Annotated in this window: 32 protein-coding genes and 2 tRNA genes; 18 read left to right on the plus strand and 16 right to left on the minus strand. The window is 70.9% G+C overall.

What is annotated here, in order from left to right:
* Positions 1 to 9: 9 nt before the first annotated feature.
* Genes VF289_RS16045 through VF289_RS16085 form a run of 9 tightly spaced genes read right to left on the minus strand, consistent with a single transcriptional unit; the run spans position 10 to position 5,070 of the window.
* Positions 10 to 630 carry a hypothetical protein gene (locus VF289_RS16045; protein WP_330884909.1) on the minus strand — a complete coding sequence of 207 codons (621 nt, stop codon included), beginning with the start codon at positions 628 to 630 and terminating at the stop codon, positions 10 to 12.
* A complete protein-coding gene (locus VF289_RS16050) occupies positions 623 to 1,117 on the minus strand; it encodes a hypothetical protein (RefSeq protein WP_330884910.1) in 495 nt (164 codons plus the stop codon). Before VF289_RS16050 ends, VF289_RS16045 begins: the two co-directional genes overlap by 8 nt.
* A gap of 41 nt (positions 1,118 to 1,158) precedes the next feature.
* On the minus strand, positions 1,159 to 2,004 hold the full coding sequence (locus VF289_RS16055) for a helix-turn-helix domain-containing protein (protein WP_330884911.1): 846 nt from the start codon (positions 2,002 to 2,004) through the stop codon (positions 1,159 to 1,161).
* A complete protein-coding gene (locus tag VF289_RS16060) occupies positions 2,001 to 2,405 on the minus strand; it encodes a hypothetical protein (protein ID WP_330884912.1) in 405 nt (134 codons plus the stop codon). The genes VF289_RS16055 and VF289_RS16060 overlap by 4 nt, the downstream gene beginning before the upstream one ends.
* Entirely contained in the window at positions 2,402 to 2,788 is a 387-nt protein-coding gene (locus VF289_RS16065) for a hypothetical protein (RefSeq protein ID WP_330884913.1), read from the minus strand. The genes VF289_RS16060 and VF289_RS16065 overlap by 4 nt, the downstream gene beginning before the upstream one ends.
* Positions 2,785 to 2,982, minus strand: a complete 198-nt coding sequence (locus tag VF289_RS16070) for a hypothetical protein (protein WP_330884914.1) — start codon at positions 2,980 to 2,982, stop codon at positions 2,785 to 2,787. Before VF289_RS16070 ends, VF289_RS16065 begins: the two co-directional genes overlap by 4 nt.
* Positions 2,979 to 3,764, minus strand: coding sequence for a recombinase RecT (locus VF289_RS16075; RefSeq protein WP_330884915.1), 786 nt, complete (start codon positions 3,762 to 3,764; stop codon positions 2,979 to 2,981). Before VF289_RS16075 ends, VF289_RS16070 begins: the two co-directional genes overlap by 4 nt.
* Complete coding sequence (locus tag VF289_RS16080; RefSeq protein ID WP_330884916.1) at positions 3,764 to 4,807, minus strand: lambda-exonuclease family protein; 1,044 nt, start codon at positions 4,805 to 4,807, stop codon at positions 3,764 to 3,766. Before VF289_RS16080 ends, VF289_RS16075 begins: the two co-directional genes overlap by 1 nt.
* Positions 4,804 to 5,070 carry a hypothetical protein gene (locus tag VF289_RS16085; protein WP_330884917.1) on the minus strand — a complete coding sequence of 89 codons (267 nt, stop codon included), beginning with the start codon at positions 5,068 to 5,070 and terminating at the stop codon, positions 4,804 to 4,806. The genes VF289_RS16080 and VF289_RS16085 overlap by 4 nt, the downstream gene beginning before the upstream one ends.
* A gap of 130 nt (positions 5,071 to 5,200) precedes the next feature.
* Here VF289_RS16085 and VF289_RS16090 point away from each other — a divergent pair, with 130 nt between their 5' ends.
* From VF289_RS16090 to VF289_RS16145, 13 genes are all read left to right on the plus strand, one after another.
* A complete protein-coding gene (locus VF289_RS16090) occupies positions 5,201 to 5,569 on the plus strand; it encodes a hypothetical protein (protein ID WP_330884918.1) in 369 nt (122 codons plus the stop codon).
* A 46-nt stretch (positions 5,570 to 5,615) separates the two neighbouring features.
* Positions 5,616 to 6,722: a tyrosine-type recombinase/integrase gene (locus tag VF289_RS16095; protein WP_330884919.1), complete on the plus strand. Its 1,107-nt coding sequence runs from the start codon at positions 5,616 to 5,618 to the stop codon at positions 6,720 to 6,722.
* A gap of 96 nt (positions 6,723 to 6,818) precedes the next feature.
* Positions 6,819 to 7,091 (plus strand): hypothetical protein, encoded by a 273-nt coding sequence (locus VF289_RS16100; protein WP_330884920.1) that lies wholly within the window; start codon positions 6,819 to 6,821, stop codon positions 7,089 to 7,091.
* Positions 7,092 to 7,254: 163 nt separating this feature from the next.
* Entirely contained in the window at positions 7,255 to 7,827 is a 573-nt protein-coding gene (locus VF289_RS16105) for a hypothetical protein (RefSeq protein ID WP_330884921.1), read from the plus strand.
* Positions 7,824 to 8,300, plus strand: a complete 477-nt coding sequence (locus tag VF289_RS16110) for a hypothetical protein (protein WP_330884922.1) — start codon at positions 7,824 to 7,826, stop codon at positions 8,298 to 8,300. The genes VF289_RS16105 and VF289_RS16110 overlap by 4 nt, the downstream gene beginning before the upstream one ends.
* Positions 8,297 to 8,458, plus strand: a complete 162-nt coding sequence (locus tag VF289_RS16115) for a hypothetical protein (protein WP_330884923.1) — start codon at positions 8,297 to 8,299, stop codon at positions 8,456 to 8,458. Before VF289_RS16110 ends, VF289_RS16115 begins: the two co-directional genes overlap by 4 nt.
* The gene (locus tag VF289_RS16120; RefSeq protein ID WP_330884924.1) at positions 8,455 to 9,306 is read left to right on the plus strand and encodes a hypothetical protein; all 852 of its coding nucleotides are present in this window, start codon (positions 8,455 to 8,457) and stop codon (positions 9,304 to 9,306) included. Before VF289_RS16115 ends, VF289_RS16120 begins: the two co-directional genes overlap by 4 nt.
* Complete coding sequence (locus VF289_RS16125; protein ID WP_330884925.1) at positions 9,303 to 9,554, plus strand: hypothetical protein; 252 nt, start codon at positions 9,303 to 9,305, stop codon at positions 9,552 to 9,554. The genes VF289_RS16120 and VF289_RS16125 overlap by 4 nt, the downstream gene beginning before the upstream one ends.
* Positions 9,551 to 10,054, plus strand: coding sequence for a hypothetical protein (locus tag VF289_RS16130; protein WP_330884926.1), 504 nt, complete (start codon positions 9,551 to 9,553; stop codon positions 10,052 to 10,054). Before VF289_RS16125 ends, VF289_RS16130 begins: the two co-directional genes overlap by 4 nt.
* Positions 10,051 to 10,236: a hypothetical protein gene (locus VF289_RS16135; RefSeq protein WP_330884927.1), complete on the plus strand. Its 186-nt coding sequence runs from the start codon at positions 10,051 to 10,053 to the stop codon at positions 10,234 to 10,236. Before VF289_RS16130 ends, VF289_RS16135 begins: the two co-directional genes overlap by 4 nt.
* Positions 10,233 to 10,802, plus strand: a complete 570-nt coding sequence (locus tag VF289_RS16140) for a hypothetical protein (RefSeq protein WP_330884928.1) — start codon at positions 10,233 to 10,235, stop codon at positions 10,800 to 10,802. The genes VF289_RS16135 and VF289_RS16140 overlap by 4 nt, the downstream gene beginning before the upstream one ends.
* Positions 10,799 to 11,065, plus strand: coding sequence for a zinc finger domain-containing protein (locus VF289_RS19620; protein ID WP_422652982.1), 267 nt, complete (start codon positions 10,799 to 10,801; stop codon positions 11,063 to 11,065). Before VF289_RS16140 ends, VF289_RS19620 begins: the two co-directional genes overlap by 4 nt.
* A 128-nt stretch (positions 11,066 to 11,193) precedes the next feature.
* Positions 11,194 to 11,478 (plus strand): hypothetical protein, encoded by a 285-nt coding sequence (locus VF289_RS16145; protein WP_330884929.1) that lies wholly within the window; start codon positions 11,194 to 11,196, stop codon positions 11,476 to 11,478.
* Positions 11,479 to 11,492: 14 nt separating this feature from the next.
* Here the strand turns inward: VF289_RS16145 and VF289_RS16150 are convergent, their stop codons facing one another.
* The 3 genes from VF289_RS16150 to VF289_RS16160 form a co-directional block, all read right to left on the minus strand.
* The gene (locus tag VF289_RS16150; protein ID WP_330884930.1) at positions 11,493 to 12,269 is read right to left on the minus strand and encodes a hypothetical protein; all 777 of its coding nucleotides are present in this window, start codon (positions 12,267 to 12,269) and stop codon (positions 11,493 to 11,495) included.
* 110 nt (positions 12,270 to 12,379) lie between these two features.
* Positions 12,380 to 12,453 (minus strand) — tRNA-Met (locus VF289_RS16155).
* A 174-nt stretch (positions 12,454 to 12,627) separates the two neighbouring features.
* The gene (locus tag VF289_RS16160; RefSeq protein WP_330884931.1) at positions 12,628 to 15,738 is read right to left on the minus strand and encodes a UPF0182 family protein; all 3,111 of its coding nucleotides are present in this window, start codon (positions 15,736 to 15,738) and stop codon (positions 12,628 to 12,630) included.
* A 156-nt stretch (positions 15,739 to 15,894) separates the two neighbouring features.
* Here VF289_RS16160 and VF289_RS16165 point away from each other — a divergent pair, with 156 nt between their 5' ends.
* On the plus strand, positions 15,895 to 16,428 hold the full coding sequence (locus VF289_RS16165) for a PPA1309 family protein (protein ID WP_330884932.1): 534 nt from the start codon (positions 15,895 to 15,897) through the stop codon (positions 16,426 to 16,428).
* A 19-nt stretch (positions 16,429 to 16,447) separates the two neighbouring features.
* Here VF289_RS16165 and VF289_RS16170 read toward each other — a convergent pair whose 3' ends face one another.
* Positions 16,448 to 16,942 carry a single-stranded DNA-binding protein gene (locus VF289_RS16170; protein ID WP_330884933.1) on the minus strand — a complete coding sequence of 165 codons (495 nt, stop codon included), beginning with the start codon at positions 16,940 to 16,942 and terminating at the stop codon, positions 16,448 to 16,450.
* 527 nt (positions 16,943 to 17,469) lie between these two features.
* Complete coding sequence (locus VF289_RS16175; RefSeq protein WP_330884934.1) at positions 17,470 to 18,099, minus strand: superoxide dismutase; 630 nt, start codon at positions 18,097 to 18,099, stop codon at positions 17,470 to 17,472.
* A gap of 165 nt (positions 18,100 to 18,264) precedes the next feature.
* On the opposite strand from VF289_RS16175, the gene VF289_RS16180 reads away from it, so the two are divergent.
* The 4 genes from VF289_RS16180 (at position 18,265) to VF289_RS16195 (ending at position 24,327) form a co-directional block, all read left to right on the plus strand.
* Entirely contained in the window at positions 18,265 to 22,980 is a 4,716-nt protein-coding gene (locus VF289_RS16180) for an ATP-dependent helicase (protein ID WP_330884935.1), read from the plus strand.
* Positions 22,980 to 23,903 carry a DNA-formamidopyrimidine glycosylase family protein gene (locus tag VF289_RS16185; protein WP_330884936.1) on the plus strand — a complete coding sequence of 308 codons (924 nt, stop codon included), beginning with the start codon at positions 22,980 to 22,982 and terminating at the stop codon, positions 23,901 to 23,903. Before VF289_RS16180 ends, VF289_RS16185 begins: the two co-directional genes overlap by 1 nt.
* 47 nt (positions 23,904 to 23,950) lie before the next feature.
* Positions 23,951 to 24,023 (plus strand) — tRNA-Arg (locus VF289_RS16190).
* A gap of 34 nt (positions 24,024 to 24,057) precedes the next feature.
* Positions 24,058 to 24,327, plus strand: a complete 270-nt coding sequence (locus VF289_RS16195) for a hypothetical protein (RefSeq protein ID WP_330884937.1) — start codon at positions 24,058 to 24,060, stop codon at positions 24,325 to 24,327.
* Here the strand turns inward: VF289_RS16195 and VF289_RS16200 are convergent.
* Both VF289_RS16200 and VF289_RS16205 read right to left on the minus strand, forming a co-directional pair.
* The gene (locus tag VF289_RS16200) at positions 24,314 to 24,889 is read right to left on the minus strand and encodes an OsmC family protein (RefSeq protein ID WP_330884938.1); all 576 of its coding nucleotides are present in this window, start codon (positions 24,887 to 24,889) and stop codon (positions 24,314 to 24,316) included. The two genes, VF289_RS16195 and VF289_RS16200, sit on opposite strands and share 14 nt — an antisense overlap.
* 43 nt (positions 24,890 to 24,932) lie before the next feature.
* Positions 24,933 to 26,534, minus strand: coding sequence for an ATP-binding cassette domain-containing protein (locus VF289_RS16205; protein WP_330884939.1), 1,602 nt, complete (start codon positions 26,532 to 26,534; stop codon positions 24,933 to 24,935).
* Between the last annotated feature and the right edge of the window lie 131 nt (positions 26,535 to 26,665).

Consider the following 26,665-nt stretch of genomic DNA (forward strand, 5'->3'; position numbering starts at 1 on the left):
ACTCCTTCGTCATCGTCTACTAATCATAGACGGTGCGTCAATCTTTGGCGTGTCGCGGCTCGCCGCCCATATGGGGACGGCGATGTCGCCGACCGTCCATTCCGAGCCGCAGGTCTCGACTCCGCACTTCACGATGCCCCGGCCCGGGTGGACCCACAGGGAGGGCAGGGTGCAGTCCGGGCAGGGTGCGTCGACGGGGAACGCGGTCGACACTTCGCCGACGAGGCGGCGTGCTCGCCAGCGCAGCTTCGCCGCTCCGCCTTCGACGTCTGTCGCGATGGTGGGGTCTGCGAGTGCGGCCTGTCCGAGCATGTTGCCAACGTACGAGAGCGCCCCGACTGTCGAACGTGTGTTCGAACGGCCTGCGCGTAACGTTCCGGCAACGAGACCCGCGTACCGGTTCGCGAACGCCTCGACGTCGCGGGCGAGGTCGACCACGTCGACGCGGATCGGCACCGATGGCCCCGCGGGCGTGCGCCGCCCCGTGGCCTCTCCCCTGCCGGGCGTGACCATCCCGCCGAGCGCGAGGTACCGCACCGCCAGGTCGTCGAGGTGGACCTGCGCGCGGAGCACCAGGTCCCGCAGACGCTCGTCGAGCTCGTCCTGCCAGTTCTCCGTCCAGTCAGCCACGCCGCTCCTCCTTCTTCTTCGCCTGCTCGAGCACGCCACGGACGCGCGCTGCCGTTGCGGGGTCGACGGGCTCTCCCGTGTCCGGCGGTGCCGGCGGGAGGTACCGATCGGCACCGACCCCGCCCGCGGCGAGCTCCAGCGCCGTGTCCGGCTGCTCACCGTTCCCGACCGCGATCCAGTACCAGCGCCGGAACCGCTGCTCGCCCTTGAAGTCGAGCCCGGCGGGCGGCACCGGCTCCGGGGCGCGGTCATGCCGAGCCCGACGGATCGCCTTCGCGCGCCGGACGACGTCACGCGCCGTGATCCACGACCGCTCACCGATCCCGCCAGCGACGAGGTCCCGCACCGCGGCCTCCGCGTCGGCCGCCCGCAGCTCGTTCAGCCCGAGGCCCCACCACACCTGACCGATGCCGTCCTCACGCCGGGCCATGCCCGCCATGACGACGCTCGCCGCGATCTGCGACGCCTGGACAGGGCACATCAGCACGTGCGGGTGGCTCTGGTCCGCGCACTCTCGGGGGCCGCCGCTCACTGGCGACCACCGCCCGAGGCGAACGCTGTCGCGCGCTGCATCTCGCGCTCGACCCATCCGCCGCGCGCCTGGTTCGCATCCCGCCGAGCCTGCCCGACGAGGGTCGGCCACTTCTCGCGCAGCTTCGGCACGGACAGGATGTTCGGCGACCAGAACGATGACGCTGTCACCCACGCCATGACGGCCCGGACCTGTTCCACGGTGTGCCCGTCGGCGTCGAGCATGAGCCGAGCCTGCGTCTCCCACCGCTTCGACCACAGCGGCCGCTTTCCGGTCACCTGGTAGACGTGCTCCGAGACGACCTGACAGACCGCCTGGACGTCAGGCCGCGACGGCGGGGTCGTGGTGACGACTTCCCCGACGAGCGGCGCATCGGCGGCGGGATCGCCGACGTGTTCTACGGACGGTTCACTGGACGGTTCATGGACGGTTCTGTCGGAAGCAGTGTTCCGGTCGTTCGTGCACCCTGCTTCCGGTCGTGAGTGCACCGTGCTTCCGGTCGTGGTGTCGTCGCTGTTCCGCCCGGAATCTGCTTCCGCCCGTCGCATGGCCTTCGTGACGCCCATGCAGAGGTCCCAGACGAGGGGGCGACGGTCGGCGCGGAGGTGCGCGACGAGCTGGTCGTCGCCGGGGCGGATGAGGCCCTCCTCCTCGAGGAGTCGCAGCTTCGTGCGGATCGTGCGGTCGGTGACGTTGACGTACTCCGCGAGACGCTTCTGGGACGGTCGAGCTTCGCGCCCGTCCGGTCCAGCGTGGTCGGCGAGGCCGATCAGCACGAGGTGCGCGAGCGGATCGCTCACCGGGGCGTGCTTGAGCGCCCACACCATCGCGTCGAGGCTCATGAGGCACCTCCGATGCTCTCGAGGGTCACGGTGAACACGACGGACCCGCTGCGGGCCGTGCGGCCCTTCAGGGCGGGGTTCACGCCGCCGTGGTCGATGTACGGTCCTTCGACGTGCCGGTGGTCGTCGTCGACGAGCACTCCGGCGTCACGGAGCCCGTCGACGATGGCTTTCGCGGTGGGGTACAGGTTCTGCGGGTCGTAGTGCGACGCGCGGCCCTTCCACACGGCAACGGTGATCCGGACCTTGACGGTGCCGGGGACGGCGAACATGGTGCGGCCCGCGATCTTGCCGAGCATCCGGATCTGCGCGGTCCGCTCCCCTTCAGGCCGCCAGTGCAGCCGATCATTCGAGCTGAGGACGACCGACGCGGGGACCCGCACGTCGACGGTCTGCCTCACAGCAGCGCCCCTTGCGCACGTTCCGTCTCGCGTTCGTAGACGCTGCGGGCAACGTAGAGACCTGCGGGGTTGCCGTACCTGGACCTCCCGCGCTCGTCCGGGAGCGAGAGGACGAGCTGGTCCTTCTCGAGCTCGTTGCAGCGCGAGCGGATCGAGGAGTCGGTCGCGCCCGGGCGTGCCTGCCCGTTCATCTGCCAGCGCCGGTACTGGGCGATGAGCTGGTCGTGGGTCATCGGCTCGTCGGCGTCCTCGAGGATCGAGTACACGGCGGCGCGGACGGTGGGGAGGTTGCGGCTCGCGACGGCGGCCGCGGCGTGGGAGGTGAAGGGGTCGCTGGTGCGGGCGCGGGCCCGGCGGTTCTCGGGGGCGGGGGTCGTGGTCACTGGTCTTCCTTCCGGGTGGTGCGGGCGTGGTCGCGGATCGCGTCGCTGACGTCGAGGAGTGCGTGCGCGATCGCGAACAGGGCGGCGGTTCTAGCCTGGTCCGGCAGCATGACCGTCGTGGAGAGGTGCTTCGCTGACGCTTCGACGCGGGCGGCGTAGGGCCGTTCCCGCTCGAACCGCTTCTGCGCGTTCACTGGTCGGTCCCTTCCTGGTGGATGACCTCGCCCGTCGCGGCGTCGATGAGACCGCCGACGTCGGCCCGGTACTCCGTGATCCGCTCGTCGGCGCGGGTCGCGAGCGCCATGGCGGTCGAGGCGGGGAGGTCCGGCGCGAGCGCACGGATGCCCGTCTTGCGGATCATCGCGTCGCGGTCCGTGGCCCAGGGGCCCTTCGCCCCGGCTGCGCCGCGGTCCCGGCGAGCGTCGACCGCGTCGATCGGCGTGAACCTGGTCTGGACGGAGCCGGTGTCGATCAGCGTCGCCCACGCGAGCACCCCGATCGGGGGCCGCTTCTCGTCATGGTCGGCAGGTCGCCAGGTCGTGTACTCGCCACCGCGCTGCGTATCGAAGCCCTGATCGAACAGGTCGCCGTCGCGGATGATCTGCGCCTTGACGGTGCCGACCTTCCCGGATCGGCGGGAAAGCTCGACGAGGCCCTTGTAGCCGATGATGGGGACGACGTTCATCTCCCCCTTCAGTCGACGCGGGGTGAGGTACAGGTGGCCGAGCGGCCCGCCGGGCTCGAGGCCGAGCTGCGCAGCGAGCATGAGCGAGCCCAGCAGGGACCCGGGCGTGCACGCCTGGAGGTCCGTGTTCCGCTGGAGCTCCGTCAGGGCGAGGCGCAGGAACGTGTCGACCGGGACGGCCTCCGGGAGCACCTTCCCGAACTCCGGGATCATGGATCGGATGAGGTCGTGGGCGGTGCGCTTCTCAGCGCTCTGGTTCGTGGCGATGGTGCCGGCGAGGTCGGTGGTCATCAGTCGTCGTGTCCCTTCACAGGCCGGAGCACGACGGCCCCGGGGGTGGTCTTCGTGTACTTCGTGAGCAGGTCCGGGTGGTCGGCCCCGAACGTCTTCTTGTCGAACGTCTGCCCGTCCTTGTTGCGCTTCCACGTGGCGAGGAGCTGCCCGTCCTCGCGGGCGATCGCGTTCGACCCCGCGGCGACCATCGCGTCCTTCATCGCGACCTCCGCGGCCTTGACGAGCTCGCCAGCACGCTTCGCCTGCTCCTTCCCGTCGAGCCACGTCGCGACGGTCGCGGTCAGCACGTCATCGGCCGTGACGGGGTCGGCGTCGAGGTTCGGCACCTGGAGGCTGTTCATGAGCGGCGCGTCGTCGATCACGGCCGGCGGTGGCGTCTGCCCGACGATGTGCCGGTCCCACCACGCGCCGGCGTAGGTCACGAGCTGCTCGTGAACGGCCGGGTCGGCGTCGATCCGGTACGGCTCTTTCAGCGCCTTGTCCGGCTGTTCGTCCCGCACCCAGCAGGCGACCCAGCCGGTGTCGAGGCCCGACACTGCGAGCTGCTGCTGGACCTGGACCTGGACGTACCCGGGAGGGACGCCGTCGACCCAGTTCTGTTCGTAGTTCCAGCGCGACGTGGACTTGACTTCGAGCACGCCGAGCGGGTCAGCGGCGCGGGTGCCGCGTGGGTAGAGGAGCCGGTCGAGGGTCGCGAGCATCCATGCGTGCTCCGAGTGCGCAAGCAGTCCGGGGGTCGCGCCGATCTTCCCGAGCTCCGGCCATTCGCGCATGGTCCAGCGCGCGATCATGTCCTCCATGTCGGTCCCGATCTGCGCGGCGATCGACGGTGCCTCGTCGACGACCGGGGACGTGTCCATCTTGTCGAGGTACACGCCGAGCGGTGTCTTCCACTTCGAGAGGCCGAGCACGGCGGCGGTCTCCGATGCGCCGAGGCCGAGGCGGCGCGCCTCAAGCCATGCCCGGCGGGAGCGGGCGTAGTCGCTGGCAGGCAGGATCAGTCGGCCGGTCAGGCCTCGCATGCGGTCCGGGGCGGTCACAGGGCACCTCCGATGGGGTCGCCGTTGGGGTGGCAGAACAGGGCGTCGACGGGCTGGCCGAGCGCGTCGGCGATGCGTTGCGCCTTCGCGAGCTCGATGCGGGGCACGTCCTGCGGCGGGTACTCGTGGATCCGCTGCTGCTTGCGCACCGTCTCGACGGCGAGGCCTGCTCGGCGGGCCAGGGCGGTGCCGCTGATCCCGTGCTTGTTCGTGAGGGTGGTCTGGTCGAGTGCGTATGCCCGCGCTCGAACGTAGGTCGCCATGTTGGGGGCTCCTCCAGTGTGGAATAGACGGCTCGTCTCTTTTTTGTAGACGGCATGACCATACCGCCAATATTGCCGAGCCGTCTACTAGCGATAGACATTTGTCGGTGCCCACCGGTAGATTCAGGGCATGACCTCACCGAAGAACCTGCGCGACCTGGTGCGCGACCACATCGACCGCACCGGCGACTCCTATGCGCAGATCGCCCAGAAGACCGGCCTGTCGAAGCCGCTGATCGGCGCGATCATGACCGTCCAGGACCACCGCTCGTACCGCTCCGAGACCGTGGAGAAGATCGCCCGCGGCCTGCGCCTACCCGTCGACATGGTGTCCCGCGCGGCCGCCGTGTCCGCCGGCATGGAGGTGGACGCACGCCACGAAGCGTCGGACCGCGAAGACGCGCGCGTGATCACCGAGGCCCTCGAGGTGCTCACCGATGAGGAGCTGGCAACGCTGCGCGTCATGGTGCAGGCCCTCGCCGATCGCAATGGCCGGTAGACCCCCCCTCCCCATCGGCACCTGGGGGTCCGTCCACACGCGCAGAGTGTCCGGCGGATTCCAGGCGCGCACGCGCTTCCGTGACGTCGACGGGATCACGCGCTCCGTGACGCGCACCGGCAAGTCCGCCGGCGCGGCGCGCAGCGCGCTCACCGACCACCTGAAGGACCGCCTCGCCCCGTCCGGCGATGACCTGTCCGCAGAGTCCCCGATCGAACAGGCCGTGATCATCTGGCTCGCCGACCGTGAAGCCGCGGACCTGGCATCGAACACGATGCGCCGCTACCGAGAGGTCGCGAACGATCACGTGGTGCCCGCTCTCGGCGCAGTACGCCTGCGCGAGGCCACGGTTCCGCGCCTCGAGGCGTACCTGCGCGTCCTTGCCGGCAGCACCGGCGCGGCGACGGCGCGACTCGCGCGCACCGTGCTGTCCGGGACGTTCAGCATCGCGACGCGCCACGGCGCGCTCCGGCAGAACCCCATGCGAGACGTCGCGGGCGTCACGGTCACGCGCAAGGATCCGCACGCCCTGACCGTCGACCAGGTCCGTGCCGTGCGCACCGCGATCCAGACGTGGCAGAACCCGCCGGAGAAGCGTCGCGGCCGGCCCCGCACAGCCTCACTCCTCGACCTCATCGACTTCATCCTCGCGACGGGCGTGCGGATCAGCGAGGCCCTGGCCGTTCGCTGGGCCGACATCGACCTCGAGGCCGGGACCGTCATGATCGCCGGGACCCTGTCGTGGACGGACGCGAAACCGCCGGTGCTGTACCGGCAGGCGTACCGCAAGGGCGACGCCGCGCACGTCACGCACACCCTCCCCCAGCACGCCGTGGACATGCTCACGCGCCGCCGGATCCACGCGGACGGCAACGCGCACGACGTGGTGTTCCCGACCGTCACGGGCACGCTCTGGGACTCGACGAACGTGCGCAAGACTCTGCGGAAGGCGCTGCTGCCCGCGCACCTGGAGTGGATCACGCCCCACGAGCTGCGGCGCACCGTCGCGACCGAGGTCGACCGCGAGCACGGCACGCGCGCTGCTGCGGACACGCTGGGCCACGGGGATGAGTCCGTGACGCGCCGGCACTACATCCAGCGCAACACCCTCGCGCCCGACGTCCGGAAGACGCTCGACGCGTTCTTCTCCTAACCGTCTACCGGTAGTAGACGATCCGTTCCGATCCGTGTACGCTCGAGTCTGCCCCCACCGTCTATCAACTCAAGACGCACCGTACACGGAGGAACCATGCACCCCGACCCCGATGACACCGCGCTGAAGCACAGCCACTTCGCGTGCACGATCCCCGCCTGGGCCGCCGCGACCCGCATCGGCCGCGCCTACGCCCGAGCCCGAGTGCGCCGCATCGTCGCCCGCGAACTCAGCGAGAAGGGCTACGAGCTCGCCGGACGACTCTGCATCCACTTCGGCATGGTCGACGGCACCGCCATGGCGATCGCGCACTTCACCAGCCGCGACACCCTCGCCGCTGCGTACGCCGACAAGGGAGCGGAGCAGTGAAGTGCGCGCACGTCGGCTGCCGGGCGCGACGGGTCCGCTACGGACTGTGCTCAACGCACCTGCTCGAGCTGTGCGCCCGCGCTGGCGTCTCGCCGACCGAACACCAGCCCGCATTGCTCGCCACCCCGGCGGCCGCGTGATGGCACTCGTCGACCGTGAACAGATGGTGGACGCGACAGGTGCCGTGCACCTCTACCGACCCGTCCCCGACAACACCCCGGGCGTCCCACCGGAGTACCCGCACCCGGACGCCATCCACCAGGCCCGCACCTCAGGGAGGGGCATCCACCCGTGCTTCCACCTCCACCCCCTCGTCGACCTCCTCGCCTACTACGAGGAGCGAGGCGAGGAGCCAGACATCCCCGTCGACGGGGATCAGACGGCGCGGTGGCGGGCCTTGCAGTGCTGGGACGACCAGACCGGCCGCCAGCCCGACCGGAAGTTCTTCTCTGGATCCGAGCCGTGCGAGAACCCGGAATGCCCGCACCCGCAGCCGCACTGCGCGGGGCAGTGGTTCTCCGAGCGCTGGCCCCGGTTCCGCGACATCGCGCACGTCCTCTACCCCGAGGGCCGCGTCCCCTGGCCGGTCGGCTTCAACGGACCCCGCATCTACGGAGCGCATCCGCAGTGGCAACCGTTCAAGGCGATCGCCCCGCCGCCGGAGCCGGAGCCGCCGGCCACCTCTGAACCCGAGCAGCTGGACATGCTCGCCTACCTCGAGGAGTTGACCTCATGACCTTCACCCGTTTCAACCCCGACCCCGACAAGCCCTACGGATCCTGCGTCACCTGCGGGCTCGAGCTCGCCACGACGGAGGACGCCCAAGCGCACCGGAGCGCCACCGTGGAGCCCGTCAACGATGGCGCAGTGGTCGCTCGCGGACACCGGACCCAGGGCACGAACCCGCCCCGTGAGGAGCGGGTCCGCCGCTACATCGAGCGGGTCCTCGAGGACGCCGCCGAGGACAACCACGACATCGACTTCTCCACGCGGACCTTCACCGTCACCGACAGTGCCGTGGACGAGGCGATCGAGGCACTACTCCGTGACGCCGAACGCGGCGATCTGGCCTATCCGGAGATCACGGCGAACCTCAAGCACGAGCACGAGTTCTACGACGCCTGGCTCGAGGCGATCGAGGAGCACGAAGACGCGCCCGATCCCGTGCACCCAGACCAGCTGGACCTCCTCGAAGAACTGTCGTCATGACGCTGCCCGAGACCTACGACTACGCCGAGCTTGGTGCGCTCGCTCCCGAGCCGGACGACGGCGAGCCCCGTCCCTGCACCTGCCGGTCGCTGTTCTGCGACTGGTGCGGCGACGAGGCCTACAACCCCGGACGACCCCCACGAGAGGACACACCATGACCACCACACCCGAGCTGCTCGCGATGCTGCGCCACCACTACATAGCCGAGAGCACGGATCCACACGCCCGCGCCGGCGGCGTGTTCGCCGACGAGGTGTCGCCGAACGGATCGTGGGGCGGCCCGGGCATCCGGCGCGCGGACGCGATCTACGCCGGCTTCACCTCCGCATCCGGCCGGATCCTCGTCGGCCACGAGCTGAAGGTGTCTCGCGCGGACTGGCGGGCCGAGCTCGCGAAGGTCGGCAAGGCCGATGCGTGGGCGGACGCCTGCCACCAGTGGTGGATCGTCGCCCCGTCGACCGACATCGTCCCGCCCGAGGAGCTGCCCGAAGGCTGGGGGCTTCTGCTCCCGCCCCGCTCGTCTCGGGGGCGGAGGATGCAGGTCGCGGTGAAGGCCACGGTCAAGCCCGACCACAACCCGCCCTGGTGGGCCGTGCGCTCCGTCATGGCGCGCCTCGAGACGCTCGAGCATGACCAGCGCCGGCAGGAGATTCAGCGCGTCGTCCAGGCCCAGGTCGAGGAGCGCATGAAGCACTCCGAGCGATACCGCCGGCCTGACCCCGTGAGCCACGAGGACCGGGTACGGCTCAGCACCCTGGACAGCCTCGAGAGAGAGCTGGGCTTCAAGATCCACGACTGGCGGTCCAAGGTCGAGGACCAGCAGATCAGCGCGAGCGACCTCAAGCGCGCGCTGCACATCGCCGGCACCACGCACGGCCCCGTGCGCACGCTCGAGCACACCGACCGTCTCCTCGCCGATGTCCAGCGCGCCGCCGCGGAGCTCGCCGAGGCCATCCCCGCCGCCCTGGCACTCGCCGGGGCCAAGCCCGAAGGAGCCACCCGATGACCACCCGTGTCCCCCGCTACCTCACCCGCCGGCCCGCGCCGAAGCCGTGGCGGCCGCTGCTCGACGCGCTCGAGGCGTACGGCGTGACCGACTACGTGCCCGAGACGGCGACGGTCACGCACGGCCGGCGCGGGATCACGATCGACGTGATGATCCCCGATCCCGAGGCGGAAGACCTGCCGATGATCCACGACGACACGTTCGAGCCCGTCCTCCGCCGCCGCTTCTATCCCCACCCGACCCGATGAGCCGTCTTCGCGTCATCCTCGACGTCCTCCGGCTCGCCGTACTGCATCCGAACTGGACCGTCGACGCCGACTCCACGCTCCGCGCTCTCGGGGCGGACGCCGCAGAGCGCACAGCGGCGCGAGACGCGGTCACCGAGGTGTTCGGCCGCGCTCGCGTGCACCCCCACGGCGAAGCGGCGAACACCGCAGTCATGCTCACCGCCGCCGGCGTCGGCGACGAACCGGACCTCCGCAGTGCGCTGCGCGCCGTGAAGACGCTCGCCGCGCTCGCCGGCGTCCCGCTCGAGGACTCCTGCACCGTCGTCTGTAAGACGCTCGCCACGGACCGCTTCACCTCCGACACGGCGTACGTCATCCAGTCCTGGGGAGTGCCCATCCACCGGATGCTCGCCGACGTCCGCGGCGAGCACCCCGCCCAGACCGTCATGTCGATCGCCGTCGGCCGCGTCACCGCGCTCGACCTCCTCGACGCCCTCACCGACCCGAAGGGGACCCCATGACCGTCCGCCCCCGCTACACAGTCCGCGCGAAGGTCCGCGACGTCGCCATGTTCTGCGGCCTCGCCGCCGGGGCGATCTTCCCGACGCTGCGCGCGATCGCTCAGCAGATCATCCCGGCCGTCATCGCCGAGACCCGCCGCATCGCCACCACCCGCTACACCGACCCGAAGGATCCACGATGATCAGCACGAACCATGCCCGCGCCGCTTCCGGGCTCGAGCCCGCCCCGGCCCTGTACCTGTTCACCGGCGAGACGAACGTCGTGACCGCCCGGCGTGAACGGTACGGCCACGGCGGGACCAAGAACTACCACTCTCCGGCCGTGACGGTGAGTGTTCTCGCCGCCGACCAGGACGACGCCGAGCGGATCGCCGCCGCGATGCTCAGCACCCCGGAAGACACCCCCGAGGACGGCTACAGCGACCACGTCGACAAGCACACCCGGCGCTTCAGTTGGACCCATGTCGATCACGCCCCGGCGGGTACCGCCGAGGCCGAGCAGATCCGGCAAGAGCTGGCCCGCACCGTCGCGCAGCTCGACGAGGCCCAGTCCGCGGGCCGGCTCGCGCTCCAGCAGGCCGAGGCCGAACGGGAACTCGGCGAGTACACGCAGCAGAAGATCGCGAGCGTGTACGCGCTGCACATGCCGGCAGGGTCGCCCGCGGTGTGCCAGCACTGCCAGGGCTCCCAGGGCGGGCACCCGGCCTACCCGTGCGCAACGATCCGCGCGCTCGAGGAGGAGACGTGAGCACCTGCACCGGACCCGAATGCGATCGGCCGGCCAGCGCCCGGGGACTCTGCGCCACGCACTACGCGCAGCTGCGCGCGGGCCGGGACCTCGCTCCGATCCGTCGGCAGTCGCCGCGCTTAGAGCGGACGGTCGCATGCCCCGACTGCGGCGCTCGTCCCGGCGAGGGCTGCTGGCAATGGCACGTGAGCGTTAAGAGCCGCCACGAGCGCTCCGGCTTCCACGCCGCCCGCGCCCGCGCAGCATCGTCGGCGGCATCATGAGTCCCCGCCCGCACCTCACACTGATCCGGCGCACGCCCATCGCTGCTGACCGCGCTCACGACCTCCCGCCCCTATGGGACGGGCACCCCGTCCGGTGGGAGCCGTGGCGACAGCAGGAGGCGGCGTTCATGTGCCAGATCGACGACGCCGGCAACTCCGAAGCCGTACCGTCAGCATGCACGCGCTGCGGGACCGTCCAGACCGTCGACATCATCGCCACCGGCCGAGTCCTGTCCTCGACCGTCGGGCCGTCCGGGGCGCAGCGAGACGGGACACCGCTCGCCCACCTCACCGCGGTCCGGTGCGCCGACTGCGGCCGGGACACCGTCCACGAATTCGCCGCCGGACAAACCTGGGACCTCGACCCCGAGGACTACAGCGACACCGGATCATGGGACCCGGCGTCCCAGTAGTCCACCGCCCTCACTCAGTCACCATCGGCCGTATCGGACTCGGCAGAAGATTCTGGCTCCACGCTCTGTTCGATTGCGGCAGGAGCTCGCAGATAGTCCAGGATCAGCTCGCTACCCACCTCAGTACCGATCCCCTGGATGACCGGGATACCGACCACCGCGAAGAACATAATCGCGCCGACCCTCGAGAACCGGTCTACAAGAGTCTGGCCCTGCTCGGACGTACGCACCGCTGGCTCGAACATGACGGCCCCAACCGCCTGATGGAACTTTGCCCGCGCTGCCATCAGGTCCGGCCGCTCCCCTGCCAATAGCGCCACAGCAGCGTCGATCAGGTCTGCAATGTAGACCCGGTGCGCTTCCGGGATACCCGGAACCGATTGCAGCGCGGTACTCGCTTCCGCCAGAGCCTCTCGCGCAGCTTCGATATCAGCAGCTTCGAGTGTGAACTGTGGCTGCGCCCCGTCTAGGAGCCGCGCCCACGTTGCCAGAGAGCCCATCTGTTCAGACGTAGCCGCCTTAGCGGACGCCTGGTTCGACCACGCCTGCTCCGGAACGAAGATGGTGGTGGCGATGGAATCGAGCATCCTCCTGTTCGGCTCGAGCAGCTCAAGCGACGCCAGACCCCGCCTTGTCTCATCGAGGAGATGCACCGCCCGGAGCATGCTGTCCCACAGGTCTGAGGTCGCCCCGTTGCGGTTGGGCGTGCCGCGCACCTGAAACAGGGTGCCCTTCTCCTTCCCTCCCCATTGTCCAAGGAGGGTGTGTAGCTCGCGCGCGGGATTGCTCATACCAAAAGACTAGCGAATAAGCGGCCAATAAACGGCCAATCGACCCATAGAGACGCAAAAAAGAACCGGCCCCGACCTGGTGTAAATCCAGGTCAGGGCCGGTTTCCTCGTAGCGGGGGCAGGATTTGAACCTACGACCTCCGGGTTATGAGCCCGGCGAGCTACCGAACTGCTCCACCCCGCGGCGACATGGATTACTCTACGACGCCCCCTCGCTCGAGTCCAACCGGATCCCGGAGAACGTGTGCCATGACACGTTCATAGGCCGTTCACCTGCCTGAACGCCGGAACGCCCGGCCGGTTCCGGCGGTGAGCCGGCGCCGGTCGGGCGTCCTCGATGCGGGTGAGCCGCTGTGGATCAGCCGCCGCCTCCGTCGGAGGGTTCGGCCGGAGCCCCGGTGCCACCGAGCTCCTGGTTCGCCTCGACCGCTCGATTCAGAGCGTCAGCGAGACGCTCCTGGGCCTCGCCGTACGCCGCCCAGTCTCCGTTCTCCATCGCCGTCTCGGAATCGACCACGGCCGTGTCCATGTCCTCGAGCGCCATGTCGAGCCGCTCCTGGGCGCTGCCGTCGGCGGCCGGGGGCGGGCTCTGCTGCTCGTCCTCCCCCTCCGCCGGGGCCTCCTCCGCGTCCTCCTCGACCGAGCCTTCGCCGGTCTCGGTGTCTGCGGTGCCCGAGGGGGCATCGGCGTCCTCGACCGAGGCGTCGCCGGCGCTCGCGCCGGAGTCACCGCCGAAGACGAGGTCCAGGGCCTCGTCGAGCGTCGGCGCGAAGCCGATCTTCTCACCGAAGGAGACCAGCACCATCTGCAGCAGCGGGTACTGGGTGCCACCGCCGGTCTGCGAGGACTGCAGGTACACGGGCTGGACGTAGAGCAGACCGCCACCCACAGGGAGGGTGAGCAGATTGCCGTTGATGACTTCGGAGTTGCCGGACTTCAGCAGGTTCAGGGCCTGGGAGACATTCGGCTCCGCGTTGAAGGTGGCCTGCACCTGACCGGGCCCGTTGACCGGGTTCGAGGCCGGGAGCACCAGCAGCGTCATGTCCCCGAAGCTGTCCGCCGGGTTGCCGCTCTCGCTGCCCGTCTCCGAGTCCACGGCGAGATAGCCGGTGAGCACGTTCTGCCCCTCGGAGGGGATGAAGCTCGAGGAGAGCATGAAGCGCGGCTCGTCAGCGTCCGGCATCTGCATGGTCAGATACATCGGCGGCTGGGCGGGCTGCTGACCGGCGCTGCCGTCGGGGTTGGTCGGGGCGGGGACGGTCGGATCCGGCGGGATCTGCCAGAAGTCCTGCTGGGTGTAGAAGTCGTCCGCCACAGTGACGTGGTAGGTCGACAGGATCTCGCGCTGGGCCTTGAAGTAGTCGGCCGGGTAGCGCAGATGGGACATGAGCTCGCCGCTGATGTCGGAGGCGGGCTGCAGAGCCTCGGGGAACACCTCTGCCCAGGACTTGAGGATCGGGTCCTCGGTGTCCCAGGTGTACAACGTCACCGAGCCGTCGAAGGCGTTCACGGTGGCCTTGACGGAGTTGCGCATGTAGTTCGCCGAGCGCTCCCGGTTCGGGGCGGTGGCGCCCGGATCGGTCTGGGAGTCGTTGACGGTCTGGTCGAGTTCGACCGACTGCGCGTAGGGGTACTCGGTGGTGGTCGTGTAGCCGTCCACCACCCAGACCAGCTGGTCATCGACCACGGCCGGGTACATCTGGGAATCCAGGGACAGGAACGGGGCGACTTCGCGGACCCGCTCGTGCGGCTCGCGATCGTAGAGGATCTGCGACTCCTCGTTGAGGTAGTCGGAGATCACGATGTTGGGGTCGCGGAACTTGATCGCATAGAGCAGCTGGTTCATGAACCCGCCGACGGAGGGCCCGCCGTCGCCCTGGAAGGTGTTGTAGACCTGGTCGCCGCCCTCCTCGTCATCGGTGCCGCCGCGCTGGTAGTCGAACTCCTCGGGCTCGCTGCCCTCGGGGGCGCCGACGATCGAGTAGTCCGGGGAGTGGCGGCCGAAGTAGACCCGCTCCTCGTGCTCGCCGAAGGCTCCGTCGCCGGGCACGCCGGACTGCAGGAAGCTGGGCTCGCCGTCCGCGTTGCGGCGGTTACCGTAGGCGGCGGCCGTGCCGTAGCCGTGGGTGTAGATGATGTGCTGGTCCACCCAGGAGCGATCGGCCAGGCCGAACTTGTCCGGGCGCAGCTCGCGCACGCCGATCACGGTGTCCTGCAGCTCGCCGTCGATCTGATAGCGATCCACGCTGAGCACGTCATCGAAGCCCCAGTATCGACGGTTCGCCTCTCGCTGCTCGAACGTCGGCGAGATGATGTTGGGATCCATCAGGCGGATCTGCGCTGTGGTGGAGGCATCCTCGCGCAGCGCTCCCGGCTCCGCGTCGGTGGAGGCGGTGTACGGGACCTCGTTGACCTCATCGACGTTGAAAGCGGCGCGGGTCGCGTCGATGTTGTGCTGGATGTAGGTCTGCTCGAGCGCGCGCTCATTGGGCTGGACCTGGAACTGCTGGATCGCCCACGGGTAGAGGTTGCCCACCACCAGGGTCGACAGGATCATCAGGCCCGCACCGATCGCCGGGATCCGCCAGTCGGAGCGGAAGATCCACACCACGAACAGTGCCGCCACCGCGATCGAGGCGATCGCGAGGATGGTCTGGGCGGGCAGGATCGCGTTGACGTCCGCATAGGAGGCGCCCTCGAAGCGGGAATGGACCGCGGTGAGGAGGTCATAGCGCTGGAACCAGTGGCCGGCGCCGAGCAGCAGCACGTAGATCGCGGCGAGGATGCCGAGGTGGCGACGAGCGGACTGCGTGACCTCGAGACCGTTCTCCTGGCCCCAGCTCACGCCGCCGTAGATGAAGTGACCGATCACGGCACCCACGATCGCGACCAGCAGCACGAACTGCCCGAAGGAGATGATCAGGTCGATCAGCGGCAGCGTGAAGACGTAGAACGAGATGTCGTTGCCGAAGATCGGGTCGCTCTGGCCGAAGTCCTGCGGGTGCAGGAAGAGCTGCACGTCCTGCCAGCGACGGGACAGCGCGAGGCCGCCGAAGGCGCCGATCACGACGGGTGCACCGTAGGTCAGTCCTCGCCGCAGCGGGTCCACGGCCGCGCGGAACTGTTCGAGAGCCTCCTGCTCCCGCGTGACCGGCGGATACACCGGGCGCTTGGTGTAGGCAAGGCGCAGGCTGAGGAACAGCGGGATCGCGAACACCACCGCACCGGCCAGGAAGAGCACCGCCTGGGTGCCCCAGCGGGTGATCAGCACGTCGGTGAACTGGAGCTGCTCCATCCACAGGTACTTGGTCCAGACCTCGGATGCGACGACCAGCAGGATCACCAGCGCGGCGATGACACCTGCCGTGATCGCCAGCGGCGATATCCGGCGGGGACCGCTCGTGCTCGCATCGGGGGCAGGTCGTGGGCGCGGCCGGGGCATGTCGCCGAACGGGGCGGAGAAACTCACAGATATCCTCTGGTGCGTCATTGCCGGAGCCGACGGTCCCGCCCGCCGCTGCGCAGGCAGTGGATCCAGGGCTCCGGGTACAGTGTGGTGCCGCCGCGACATGCGGCGGTCCATCCCATTCTGTCAGGCCGAACCTGTAAGGGACCTCTCGATCCGATGACGACTCCGGCTCCGGACCCTCTCGACGCCCCGACGGCCGCTCTGGCGGCCGCTGTCCTCGAGGTCGCACGCCATGTGGAGGACGGCCCTCTGCCCGCTCCTCGACTGTTCGCGCTCGCTCGCAGCGCCGAGCTGATGGCGGCCTCGCCCTCGCTCGCTGCCCTGCTCGGTGCGGAGGGCGAGGGCGCGAGCGCGCCCGATGACCTGCATCTGACCCCGATCGATCTCGAGGACGGCTCCGCGACGCCGAGCGACCCGCTCATGGCGCTGGAATCGGCGCAATGGCCGGAGCTCGCGGCCGGCGGCGCGATCGCCTGCGATCTCGCCGCGTCCGCCTGGAGCGTCCGTGACGGTGAGAGCGGCGGGCAGCTGCCCGCGGATCGTCCGCTGCGGGTCGTGGTCGGTGCGCTGAGCGATGGCGCCACCTGGTCTGCCGTGCATCGCGGCGACGAGGACGGCTACGTCCTCGGCGCCGCGCTGCTGCCCGACATCTCCCGGGCCCTGGTGCAGACCCTGCAGAGCACCGACTGAGCTCGACGCCCGAGCACGCTCAGAAGGCCGGCGCGTAGGACTCCTCGCTCGCGGTCTCGTCCGCGCTCGTGTCGTCAGCGTCGGCGTCGGTGTTCCCGGAGGAGGTCAGCACCTCCCCGGTGTCGGGATCGATGTTGGGAACCTCCGAGGCCCGCATGGGACGGGTGAAGGTCGAGGTGCCGTAGGTGAGGTCGTGGCCGACGGCCTCGGCCTGGAGGTTCAGCGAGTACCGCGCGACGTTGTCCTCCCCGGTCCACTCCGAGGTGTTCAGCCGGCCGGTGACGATGAGCGGCTGCCCCTTGTGGACCGAGCCGAGCAGATTGCGTGCCAGCTGCCTGCGGGCGAACACGGTGACGAATTCCGTCTTGCGATCCGTGAAGTCCTGCGCGGAGGAGCTGTAATAGCGCCCCGTGACCGCGACCCGCACCTTCGCGGTGACCGATCCGTCCTCCTGCGGATGGGCGGTGGGATCGGCGGTGGCGTTGCCCATGATGGTGGTCTGAATGTCCCGCATGGCGGTGTCCTTCCTCAGGTGCCGGGACTGTCCCGGCCTCGGCTCCCTGCCGATGCCCTCAGCGTCGCGGGCCGCTCCCCTGCGTTCCATCCCCTGTCTATTCCTGTGGACGACCCTGCCCTGTGGAGGAACCGTCGCGACGGTCAGCCCATGGCGAAGGGAGCGGTCTCCGCCCGTTCTAGGCGCGAGCACTCGTCTCGGACGTGTCACGGAAGGGCCCATAGCGGCACGAACTGGCGATATCGCCAGCTTTCATCGCTATAGGCCCGCTCAGGTCGGCTGCTCCATCGGGCCCGCCGCCGACGGGTGCACTTGTCGCCGACAGGCGCGCCTGCCGCCGATGGCCGCACCTCTCACCCTGCCTCGTGGCACCCGACTCCCGCCTCCCGGCGCCCCAGTGATCAAGACCCCGCACCCCGCACCCGGACAACGCAGCGGCCGGCCCCTCCTACGAGGGACCGGCCGCTGGAGCTCCGCAGACGAGGCGCATCGCCCGCCCGACGGATCAGCTCATCAGAGCGAACGGATCAGACCGAGGGGATCACGAGGCCGGTCGCGGCGCTGCGCGCGGCCTCGAACCGTGCCTGGACATCGGCCCAGTTCACGATGTTCCAGATCGCCTTGACGTAATCCGCCTTCACGTTCTGGTAGTCCAGGTAGAAGGCGTGCTCCCACATGTCCAGCTGGAACAGCGGGATCGTCGCCACCGGCACACCGTTCTGCTGATCGTAGAACTGCTCGATCACCAGGTTCCCGCCGAGCGGCTCGTACGCGAGCACTGCCCAGCCCGAGCCCTGGATGCCCAGCGCCGCGGCCGTGAAGTGCGCACGGAACGCATCGAAGGAGCCGAAGAACTCTTCGATCGCCTGCGCCAGCTCACCGGTGGGCTTGTCGCCGCCCTCGGGCGATAGGTTCTTCCAGAAGATCGAGTGGTTCGTGTGACCACCCAGGTTGAACGCCAGATCCTTCGAGAACTGGTTCACCGTCGCGAAGTCGTTGTTCTCTCGCGCCGCGGCCAGCTTCTCCAGCGCCGTGTTCGCACCCTTGACGTAGGTCGCGTGGTGCTTGGAGTGGTGCAGCTCCATGATCTTCCCCGAGATCGAGGGATCCAGCGCCCCGTAGTCGTAATCGAGATCAGGAAGCGTGTACTCCGCCATGTGGATCATCCCTTCGTCGTGGTGTGCGCGGGCCCGGTCGATACGGGATCCGCCGTGCCGTCCATCCTGCCACGATGGCCGGTGAGTTGGCAGGGCGGGTGCTGGGCGCGGGCACTGCACGGGACGTCCGGGCCGCCTGTCGGCGGCGCGGTCCACAATGGGGGGATGGCCACGACCGCTCGGGCGCTCCCGTCGTCCTTCTCCCCTGCCACGGCGACGTGGTTCGAGGAGTCCTTCGACGTCCCCACTCCGGCGCAGTCCGCGGCGTGGGAGGCGATCGAGCGGGGCGATGACACGCTCGTGGTCGCTCCGACCGGGTCGGGCAAGACCCTGGCCGCCTTCCTCACCGCGATCGACTCGCTCGCCGCCGAGCGCCCGGCCGAGCGCCCTGCCGCGCCGACCGCCCGGCCGGTCGGCGCCACCTCCCGCCGGAAGACGCCGGCGGGGACGACGAGGGTCCTGTACCTCTCGCCGCTCAAGGCGCTCGGCGTCGACGTGGAACGCAACCTCACCTCTCCCCTGGTGGGCACGGCGCGCACCGCGGAACGCCTCGGCATCCCGCACGCGCCGATCAGCGTGGGCGTGCGCACGGGCGACACCCCGGCCGCGGAACGTCGGCGTCTGATCGCGCATCCGCCGGACATCCTCATCACCACCCCCGAGTCGCTGTTCCTCATGCTCACCTCGCAGGCGCGGGAGACGCTGCGTGACGTGGACACGGTGATCCTCGACGAGGTGCACGCGGTCGCGGGCTCGAAGCGCGGCGTGCATCTGGCGCTCTCGCTGGCCCGCCTCGACGCCCTGCTCGCCGCGCCTGCGCAGCGGATCGGGCTCTCGGCGACCGTCGAGCCGGTGGACGAGGTCGCCGCCTTCCTCACGGGCACCGGGCGTGCCCGGGAGGTGACGGTGGTGCGGCCCGAGTCGACCAAGCGCTGGGATCTCTCGGTCTCGTTGCCGGTGGCGGATCTGCAGGCCATCGAGCCGCCCGCGGACGCGGTCGACGACGAGGACGTCTCCGGCACCATCTGGCCGCATGTCGAGCGGGCGGTGCTCGAGCGGCTCCTCGCGCACCGCTCGACGATCGTCTTCACCAATTCCCGCAGCCAGGCCGAGCGGCTCACGGGGAAGCTGAACCGGCTCCACGCGCGCCGCCTCGCCGCCGCATCGGGCACCGGGGACCCGGGGCGCGAGGAGGCGGAGGAGGGGGGAGAGGTCGAGGACATCGCCCGTGCCCACCACGGCTCGATGTCCAAGGAGGTGCGGGCAGGGATCGAGGAGCAGCTGAAGGCCGGGACGCTGCGCTGCGTGGTCGCGACCTCCTCCCTCGAGCTGGGGATCGACATGGGCGCGGTGGACCTGGTGCTGCAGGTCGCCGCCCCGATGTCCGTCTCGAGCCTGCTGCAGCGGGTGGGCCGCGCCGGGCACGACGTCGGCGCGATCTCCACCGGGTCGCTGCACCCGCTGCATGCTGCGGACGTGCTGCGCTCCGCGGTGGCGGTGCAGGAGGCCGTCGCCGGGCGGATCGAGCCGCTGACCGTGCCGCGCAACGCCCTGGATGTCCTCGCCCAGCACACCGTCTCCGCCGCCGCGATGGACGATCTGCAGATCGACGACTGGTTCGACCTGGTCCGCACCGCCCATCCCTACCGGGCCCTGCCGCGCTCGGCCTTCGACCAGACGATCGACCTGCTCGCCGGGCGCTACCCCTCCACCGACTTCTCCGAGCTGCGGCCGCGCCTGGTCCACGATCACGAGACCGGGATCCTCGCGGGCCGTCCCGGCGCCCAGCGCCTCGCCGTCACCAGCGGCGGCACGATCCCGGATCGCGGGCTGTACCCCGTGCACCTGGTCGCCGGGGACGACGACTCCCAGCCCCGACGGGTGGGCGAGCTGGACGAGGAGATGGTCTACGAGTCCCGCCGCGGCGACGTGATCACGCTGGGCACCACGAGCTGGCGGATCGAGGAGATCACCGCCTCGCGGGTCACCGTCTCCCCTGCCTTCGGCCTCTCGGGCCGGATCCCGTTCTGGCACGGGGACGGTGACGGCAGGCCTGCGAGCCTGGGCCGGGCGATCGCCACGGCTCAGTCCGAGCTCGCCTCCCTGGACCGGGCCGAGGCGGAGGAGCAGCTCGGCGCGCTGGGTCTGGAGGCGAACGCCCGCACCGTCCTGCTCGACCATCTCGCCGAGCAGCGTCAGGCCACGGGCACGGTGCCGGGCCCGCAGCAGCTCGTGGTCGAACGCTTCCTCGACGAGCTCGGCGACTGGAGGGTGGTGCTGCACTGCGCCTACGGGCAGCGGATCACCGGGCCCTGGGCCCTCGCCGTCGGCGCCCGGGTGGAGGAGCGCTACGGCCTGGACGGCCAGGTGATGGCGGCCGACGACGGGATCGTTCTGCGCATCCCCCACGGCGAGCAGCCGCCCGGCGCGGACCTGTTCGTGTTCACGCCCGAGGAGATCGAGGAGGAGGTGCGCCGTCTCGTCGGCTCCTCCGCCCTGTTCGCCGCTCGGTTCCGGGAGTGCGCGGCCCGGGCGCTGCTGCTGCCGAGGCGGAACCCGAACCAGCGCTCGCCGCTGTGGCAGCAGCGCCAGCGCTCCTCGCACCTGCTGGAGGTGGCACGGCCCCATCCCGACTTCCCGATCATGCTCGAGGCGGCGCGGGAGTGCCTCCAGGACGTCTACGACCTGCCCGCCCTCGTGGAGCTCATGACGCAGGTGGGGCGGCGCCGCATCGAGGTGCGCGAGGTGGAGACCCCGGCACCCTCGCCCTTCGCGCGCTCGCTGCTGTTCGGCTACCTCGCCCAGTTCATCTACGACGCCGACGCACCCCTCGCCGAGCGCCGTACCGCCGCCCTGGCGCTGGACCAGTCGCTGCTGGCCGAGCTGCTGGGCTCGGTGAGCCTGCGCGAGCTGCTGGACGCCGGCGTCATCGCCGAGGTGGAGCAGCGCCTCCAGGGCCTCACCGAGGAGCGGGCCCTGCGCGGCCCCGAGCAGATCGCGGACGCGCTGCGCCGCCTCGGTCCGCTCCCCCGGGGCGAGCTCGCGCGGCGCGGCGCCGAGGAGCTCGACCTCGACGCGGCGATCGAGGAGCTCGAGCGCTCCCGCCGGATCCTCACGGTGCGCCTGGCCGGGGTGGAGCACCTCGCCGCGATCGAGGACGCCGGCCTGCTGCGCGACGCCCTGGGCACCGCGCTGCCGCCCGGGATCCCCGAGGCGCACCTGGCCCCCGTCGACCGCGCCGTCGCCCAGCTCCTCTCCCGCTGGGCGAGAGGCCGCGGTCCCTTCCCCGCGCACGCCCCGGTGGAGGCCTTCGGTCTCGCCCCGGGCGTGGCACGGGGCGCGCTCGAGCAGCTCACCGCCGAGCGGGTGCTGCAGCAGGGCGAGTTCACGCCCGGCCGCGAGGGCGAGGAGTGGGTGGACGCCGAGGTGCTGCGCCGCATCCGGCGGGCGAGCCTCGCCGCCTCTCGCAAGGAGATCGCCCCCGTCGAGGGGCCCGTGTACGCGCGGTTCCTCGGCCAGTGGCAGCACCTGACGGGCCGGCGCGAGGACGGCCGACGGGACCGCGCGACCTGGCACGGCCAGGACGGCCTGCTCTCGGTCATCGACCAGCTCGCCGGGGTCTCTCTGCCGCTGTCGGCCTGGGAGTCGCAGGTGCTGCCGGCCCGGTTGCCGGATCTGACCCCCGCGATGCTCGAAGCCGCCTTCGCCTCGGGCGAGCTGGTGTGGACCGGGCACGGCCGGCTCGGCGGGGACGACGGCTGGATCCGTCTCCATCTCGCCGACGCGCTGCCGCTCGGTCTCGACGCCGCCGCGCTCGAGGAGGCCGCCGACTCCCTGGCCGAGGGCTCGGTCTCCGCGCGTGTGCTGGCCCTGCTGCGCGGGACGCCCGGGGCGCTGCGCCACGGCGAGATCCTCACCGCCCTGGCGGACGACGGCGCGGCGGTCGCCCCGCCGGAGCTGCACGAGGCCCTGTGGGACCTCGCCTTCTCGGGGCTGCTGACCAACGACTCCTTCGAGGTGCTGCGCTCCTACGGCCAGGGCTCCGGGACCTCCCGCGTCTCACGGGCTCCGGCGCGCTCGCGGTCCCTGACCCGTCGCGGTGCGGCGCGGCTGTCCGCGGCGATGATGCGCCAGGGCGTCTCCTCCGTCTCCGAGCTCGCGACCGGCACCGCCGGGGCGGGCCGCTGGTCGGCGGTGCGAGTCGAGGCCGTGGATCCCTCGGCGCGGGCCGCGGCGCTCGCGACCCTGCTCCTGGACCGGCACGGGGTGGTCACTCGCGGAGCGATGGACGTCGAGGACATCCCCGGAGGCTTCGCCGCTGTCTACCGGGTGCTCGCGGTGCTCGAGGAGAACGGCAGCTGCCGCCGCGGCTACTTCGTCGACGGGTTGGGGGCCTCGCAGTTCGCCCCCGCCGAGGCCGTGGACCGGCTCCGCGACCGGGAGCGGGAGGCCGAGAGCGGCGAGGCCGCCGGAGCCGGCGGCGGGACCACCCTCGCTCTGGCGGCGACCGATCCGGCGAACCCCTACGGCGCCGCCCTGCCCTGGCCGTCGCTCGGGATCCCGCCGCCCGAGGGCGCCACCGTGCGGCCCGCCCGCCGGGCGGGGGCGCTGGTGCTGCTGCGCGAGGGCGAGGTCGTGGCGGTGGTGGACCGGGGCGCGAAGCATCTGCTGTGGTGGGCCGAGGAGGAGGCCACCACCGCGGTCGCCGCGCACCTGGTGCGCGCCGTCGCCGAGGATTCCCGACTCCCACAGCTGAAGATCGAGCGGATCAACGGCCATCCGATCGACGCCGAAGCGGTCGCGCCCGTCGGCGCCGCCCTGGTGGAGGCCGGCTGCTACCGCTCCCCGAAGTCGATCCGCCTGCGCGCAGGTGGCCGCTGATGCCCGAGGGGGACACCGTCGCCAGGCAGTGCCGGATCCTGCACGAGGCCCTCGCGGGCGGCACGCTCACGCACTGTGACCTGCGCGTCCCGCAGGCCGCGACCGCGAATCTCACCGGCTGGAGGGTCCAGGAGGTGCGGCCCCGCGGCAAGCATCTGCTGATCCGCCTGCACTCGCCGTCCCCGGGCACGCCGCCGTTGACGCTGCACAGCCATCTGATGATGGACGGGATCTGGCACGTGGACGGCAAGGCGCTGCGCTCGAGCGACACCAGCGCCGGGCCCCGCCCGGCGGACACGATCCGGATCGTCCTGACCGCTCGGCACGAGGATGGTCGGGAGTCGCGGGCGGTCGCCTACGACGTCAAGCAGGTGCGCCTGGTGCGCACGGCCGACGAGGATTCCCTGGTGGGGCACCTGGGCCCCGATCTGCTGGATCCCGCCTGGGGCGCGGAGCATCGCGCGCAAGCGGTGGAGAACCTCGGCGCGGAGCCGGAACGGCCCGTGGGCCTCGCTGTGCTGGATCAGCGCAACCTCGCCGGGATCGGCAACATCTACCGCAGCGAGCTGTGCTTCCTGCGCCGTATCCACCCGGCCGCGCCCACGGGCGAGGCCGGGGATCTCGGGGAGCTGGTCGACCTCGCCCACCGCCTGCTGGTGCTGAACCAGGATCGCACGGTGCGGGTCACCACCGGAGGGATGCTGGGACGCGATGGAGACCTGTGGGTGTACGGGCGGGGCGGGCAGCAGTGCCGACGCTGCCGCACCCGGATCGAGCGCGGCGAGCTCGCCGATCCGCGCCTCGAGGGGACCGAGGCGCGGGTGCTGTGGTTCTGCCCCCGGTGCCAGGCGGGACCGGGCGCGCCCGCCCGGCAGCACGGGCAGGACCGCCGCGGTGAGCGGCGTCGCTGGTCCGGCCGATGAAGCTGCACCGCCCGGTGCCGGATCCTCGGTAGACTCGTGCGCCGTCAGCCTCCATAGCTCAATGGATAGAGCAACGGCCTTCTAATCCGTAGGTTGCAGGTTCGAGTCCTGCTGGGGGCACCGCCCACCCGTCACCGATCCAGGAGCCCCGGTCATGCTGCGATTCCTGACGTTCGGCGTGATCGCCCTGCTGCTCCTGCTGCGCCTGGCCCGCACCCGGTTCGGGGCGCGCCTGCTGGGGCTCTCGCTGCGGGTGCTGAACACCATCTATCTCGTGGCGCTGCTGCTCGCCGCGGTGCTGGCCGTGGTGTTCGAGCAGTGGATCCTGCTCACCGTCGTGGGCCTCCTGCTCGTGATCGCGCTCGTGGAGTGGCTGAGGGCCCGTTCGTCGCAGCAGCGCGGCGAGGCCGTCAGGCGGCGGTGACCTCCAGCGTAGTGGTGACGGGGGTCGGGTTCTGGAAGAGGTCGAGCACGGGGCAGTGCGCGTCCACCGCGGCGCGCAGCTCCTCGTAGCGTTCCGCGCTCTCGGGACCGGACAGGCGCACGTCCAGTCGCACGGACGTGAAGCCCGCGCGCACGGTCTCGTCCTTGCCGAACAGTCGGGCCGCGTCGAGGTCGCCCTCGGCGGTCACGTCGATGTCGCCGACCTGGATGCCGAGCGCGTGGGCGTACAGCCGGTAGACGACCACCTGGCAGGAGATCAGGGCGCCGAGCGCCACCTCGACCGGGCTGGCGGCGCTGTCGTCCCCCGCGAGCGCGGCCGGCTCGTCGACCGCGAACTCGTGGCGGCCGGCCCGGACGGCGGAGGCGACGGCGCCGACGCCGCTGCCGTGGACCGTGTAAGTGAGGCGGGCGGCCTCGCGGCGGGCGTCGATGCGCTCGCCCCAGGCCGTCCCGGCGGCGGTGAGGCGGTCGGCGCGCTCGCCCGCGGCGGCGGCGAGATCTGCATCGGAGAGGGTGGTGGGGGCGGTGTCGGAGAGCGTCATGGGCTCACCGTAGGGTCGCGCCGCGCGTGAGGCCACGGTCCTGTCACAGACCGTCATCCGGGTGGAGACCGTCCTCGTCCAGGAGGAGCTGCGCGTCGATCTCGAGCCGCTCGAGGAACGCCTCGTCATGGCTGACCACCAGCAGCCCGCCGTGAAAGGCGCTGAGCACATCGACCAGCGCGTCGATGCTGGCGAGATCCAGGTTGTTCGTGGGCTCGTCCAGCACGATCAGCTGCGGGATCGGATCGGCGAGCACCAGCCGTGCCAGCGCCACCCGGAACCGCTCTCCGCCGGAGAGGCCCCCGATGCGGCGCTCCACGGCATCCCCGCGGCAGCGGAAGTGGGCGAGCAGCGATCGCAGCTCTCCGTCCGGGACAGCGGGCGCCGCCTCCTGCACGCAGTCCAGGATCGTCTGCTCCTCCGTCAGATGATCCAGCCGCTGCGGCAGCACGCCGATCCGCCCCGTGGACGCCCTGGCGCGCACGCCGTCCTCTGCGGGTCTGTCGATGAGCTGCTGCAGCAGGCGGGTCTTCCCGATGCCGTTGCGGCCGGTGAGGGCGATGCGCTGCGGACCCTGCAGCACGATCCCGCGACCGCGGGCATCCCGCAGCTCCGCCAGGCGGCGCCCGGCGGGCACGTCCGGATCGGGAAGCGGGATCGTGATCCGCCTGTCCTCCCGCAGCTGCCCCTCCCGCGCGGCGACCGCCTGCTGGGCCGAGGCGACGGCGTCGTCGTGGCGGCCCCGGAGCTTTCCGGCCGAGACCTGCGCCTCCTGGCCGCGGGTCTTCATGATCATCTTCGGACGGCGTCGGTTCTCGAAGTCCGAACGGGCATAGCGCCGGCGACGAGCGAGCTTCGTCTGCGCCTCGGCGCGTCGGCGCCGCTCGGTCCGCAGGCGCTGCTCGGCAGAGCGCAGGTCCTGCTCGACAGAGGCCTGCTCCGCGGCGAGGTGAGCGAGGTGACCGCTGTACGGGCCTCCGAACACCGTCAGCTCCCCGTCGTGCAGCTCGGCGGTGGCGTCCATGAGCTCCAGCAGCTCGACGTCGTGGCTGACCACCACCAGGGTGCCGCTCCAGGCGGAGATCGCGTCGTAGAGCTGGTGGCGCCCGCGGCGGTCGAGGTTGTTCGTCGGCTCGTCGCACAGCACGATCCGGTCCCCGGCGAGCTCCATCCCGGCGAGCGCGACGAGCACCGCCTCGCCACCGGAGAGCGTTCCCACGGTGCGGTCCAGGCCGATCCCTCGAAGCCCCCTGCGGGCCAGGGCGGCGAGGCCGCGAGCCTCGACGTCCCAGTCCTCGCCCACGGCGTCGAAGAGCGCCGGGTCCGTGTCTCCGCCGCCGATGGCGCGCAGCGCGGTGTACGCGCTCCGGACGCCGAGCAGCTCGGCGACGGTGGTCCCGGCACGGAGCGCGACGTGCTGCGGCAGGTGGCCCACCGTCCCGGTCACGGTGACGGTGCCGGTGGTGGGGTGCAGCTCTCCCGCGATGAGGCGCAGCAGAGTGGTCTTGCCGGCTCCGTTGTCGCCGATGAGCCCCGTGCGCCCCTCCCCCAGGGTCGAGGAGAGGCCCTGGAGCACCGGGGTCCCGTCGGGCCAGGCGAAGGCGAGCGAGGTGAGGGTGATGGCAGGGGCGGGCGATGCGGTCATGGGACTTCTCGAGGGTCAGCGGGTGGCTGACGGCGGAGCCCGCTCGCAGGCGGCAGACGGCGTCAGCGCGGCAGGGGCGCGTGAGGTCGGTCGTCGATGAGCATCAGGGGTGTCCTCGTCTCTGCAGAGGC

It is taken from the genome of Brachybacterium sp. (genome assembly GCF_036379615.1).
Taxonomy (GTDB): Bacteria; Actinomycetota; Actinomycetes; order Actinomycetales; family Dermabacteraceae; genus Brachybacterium.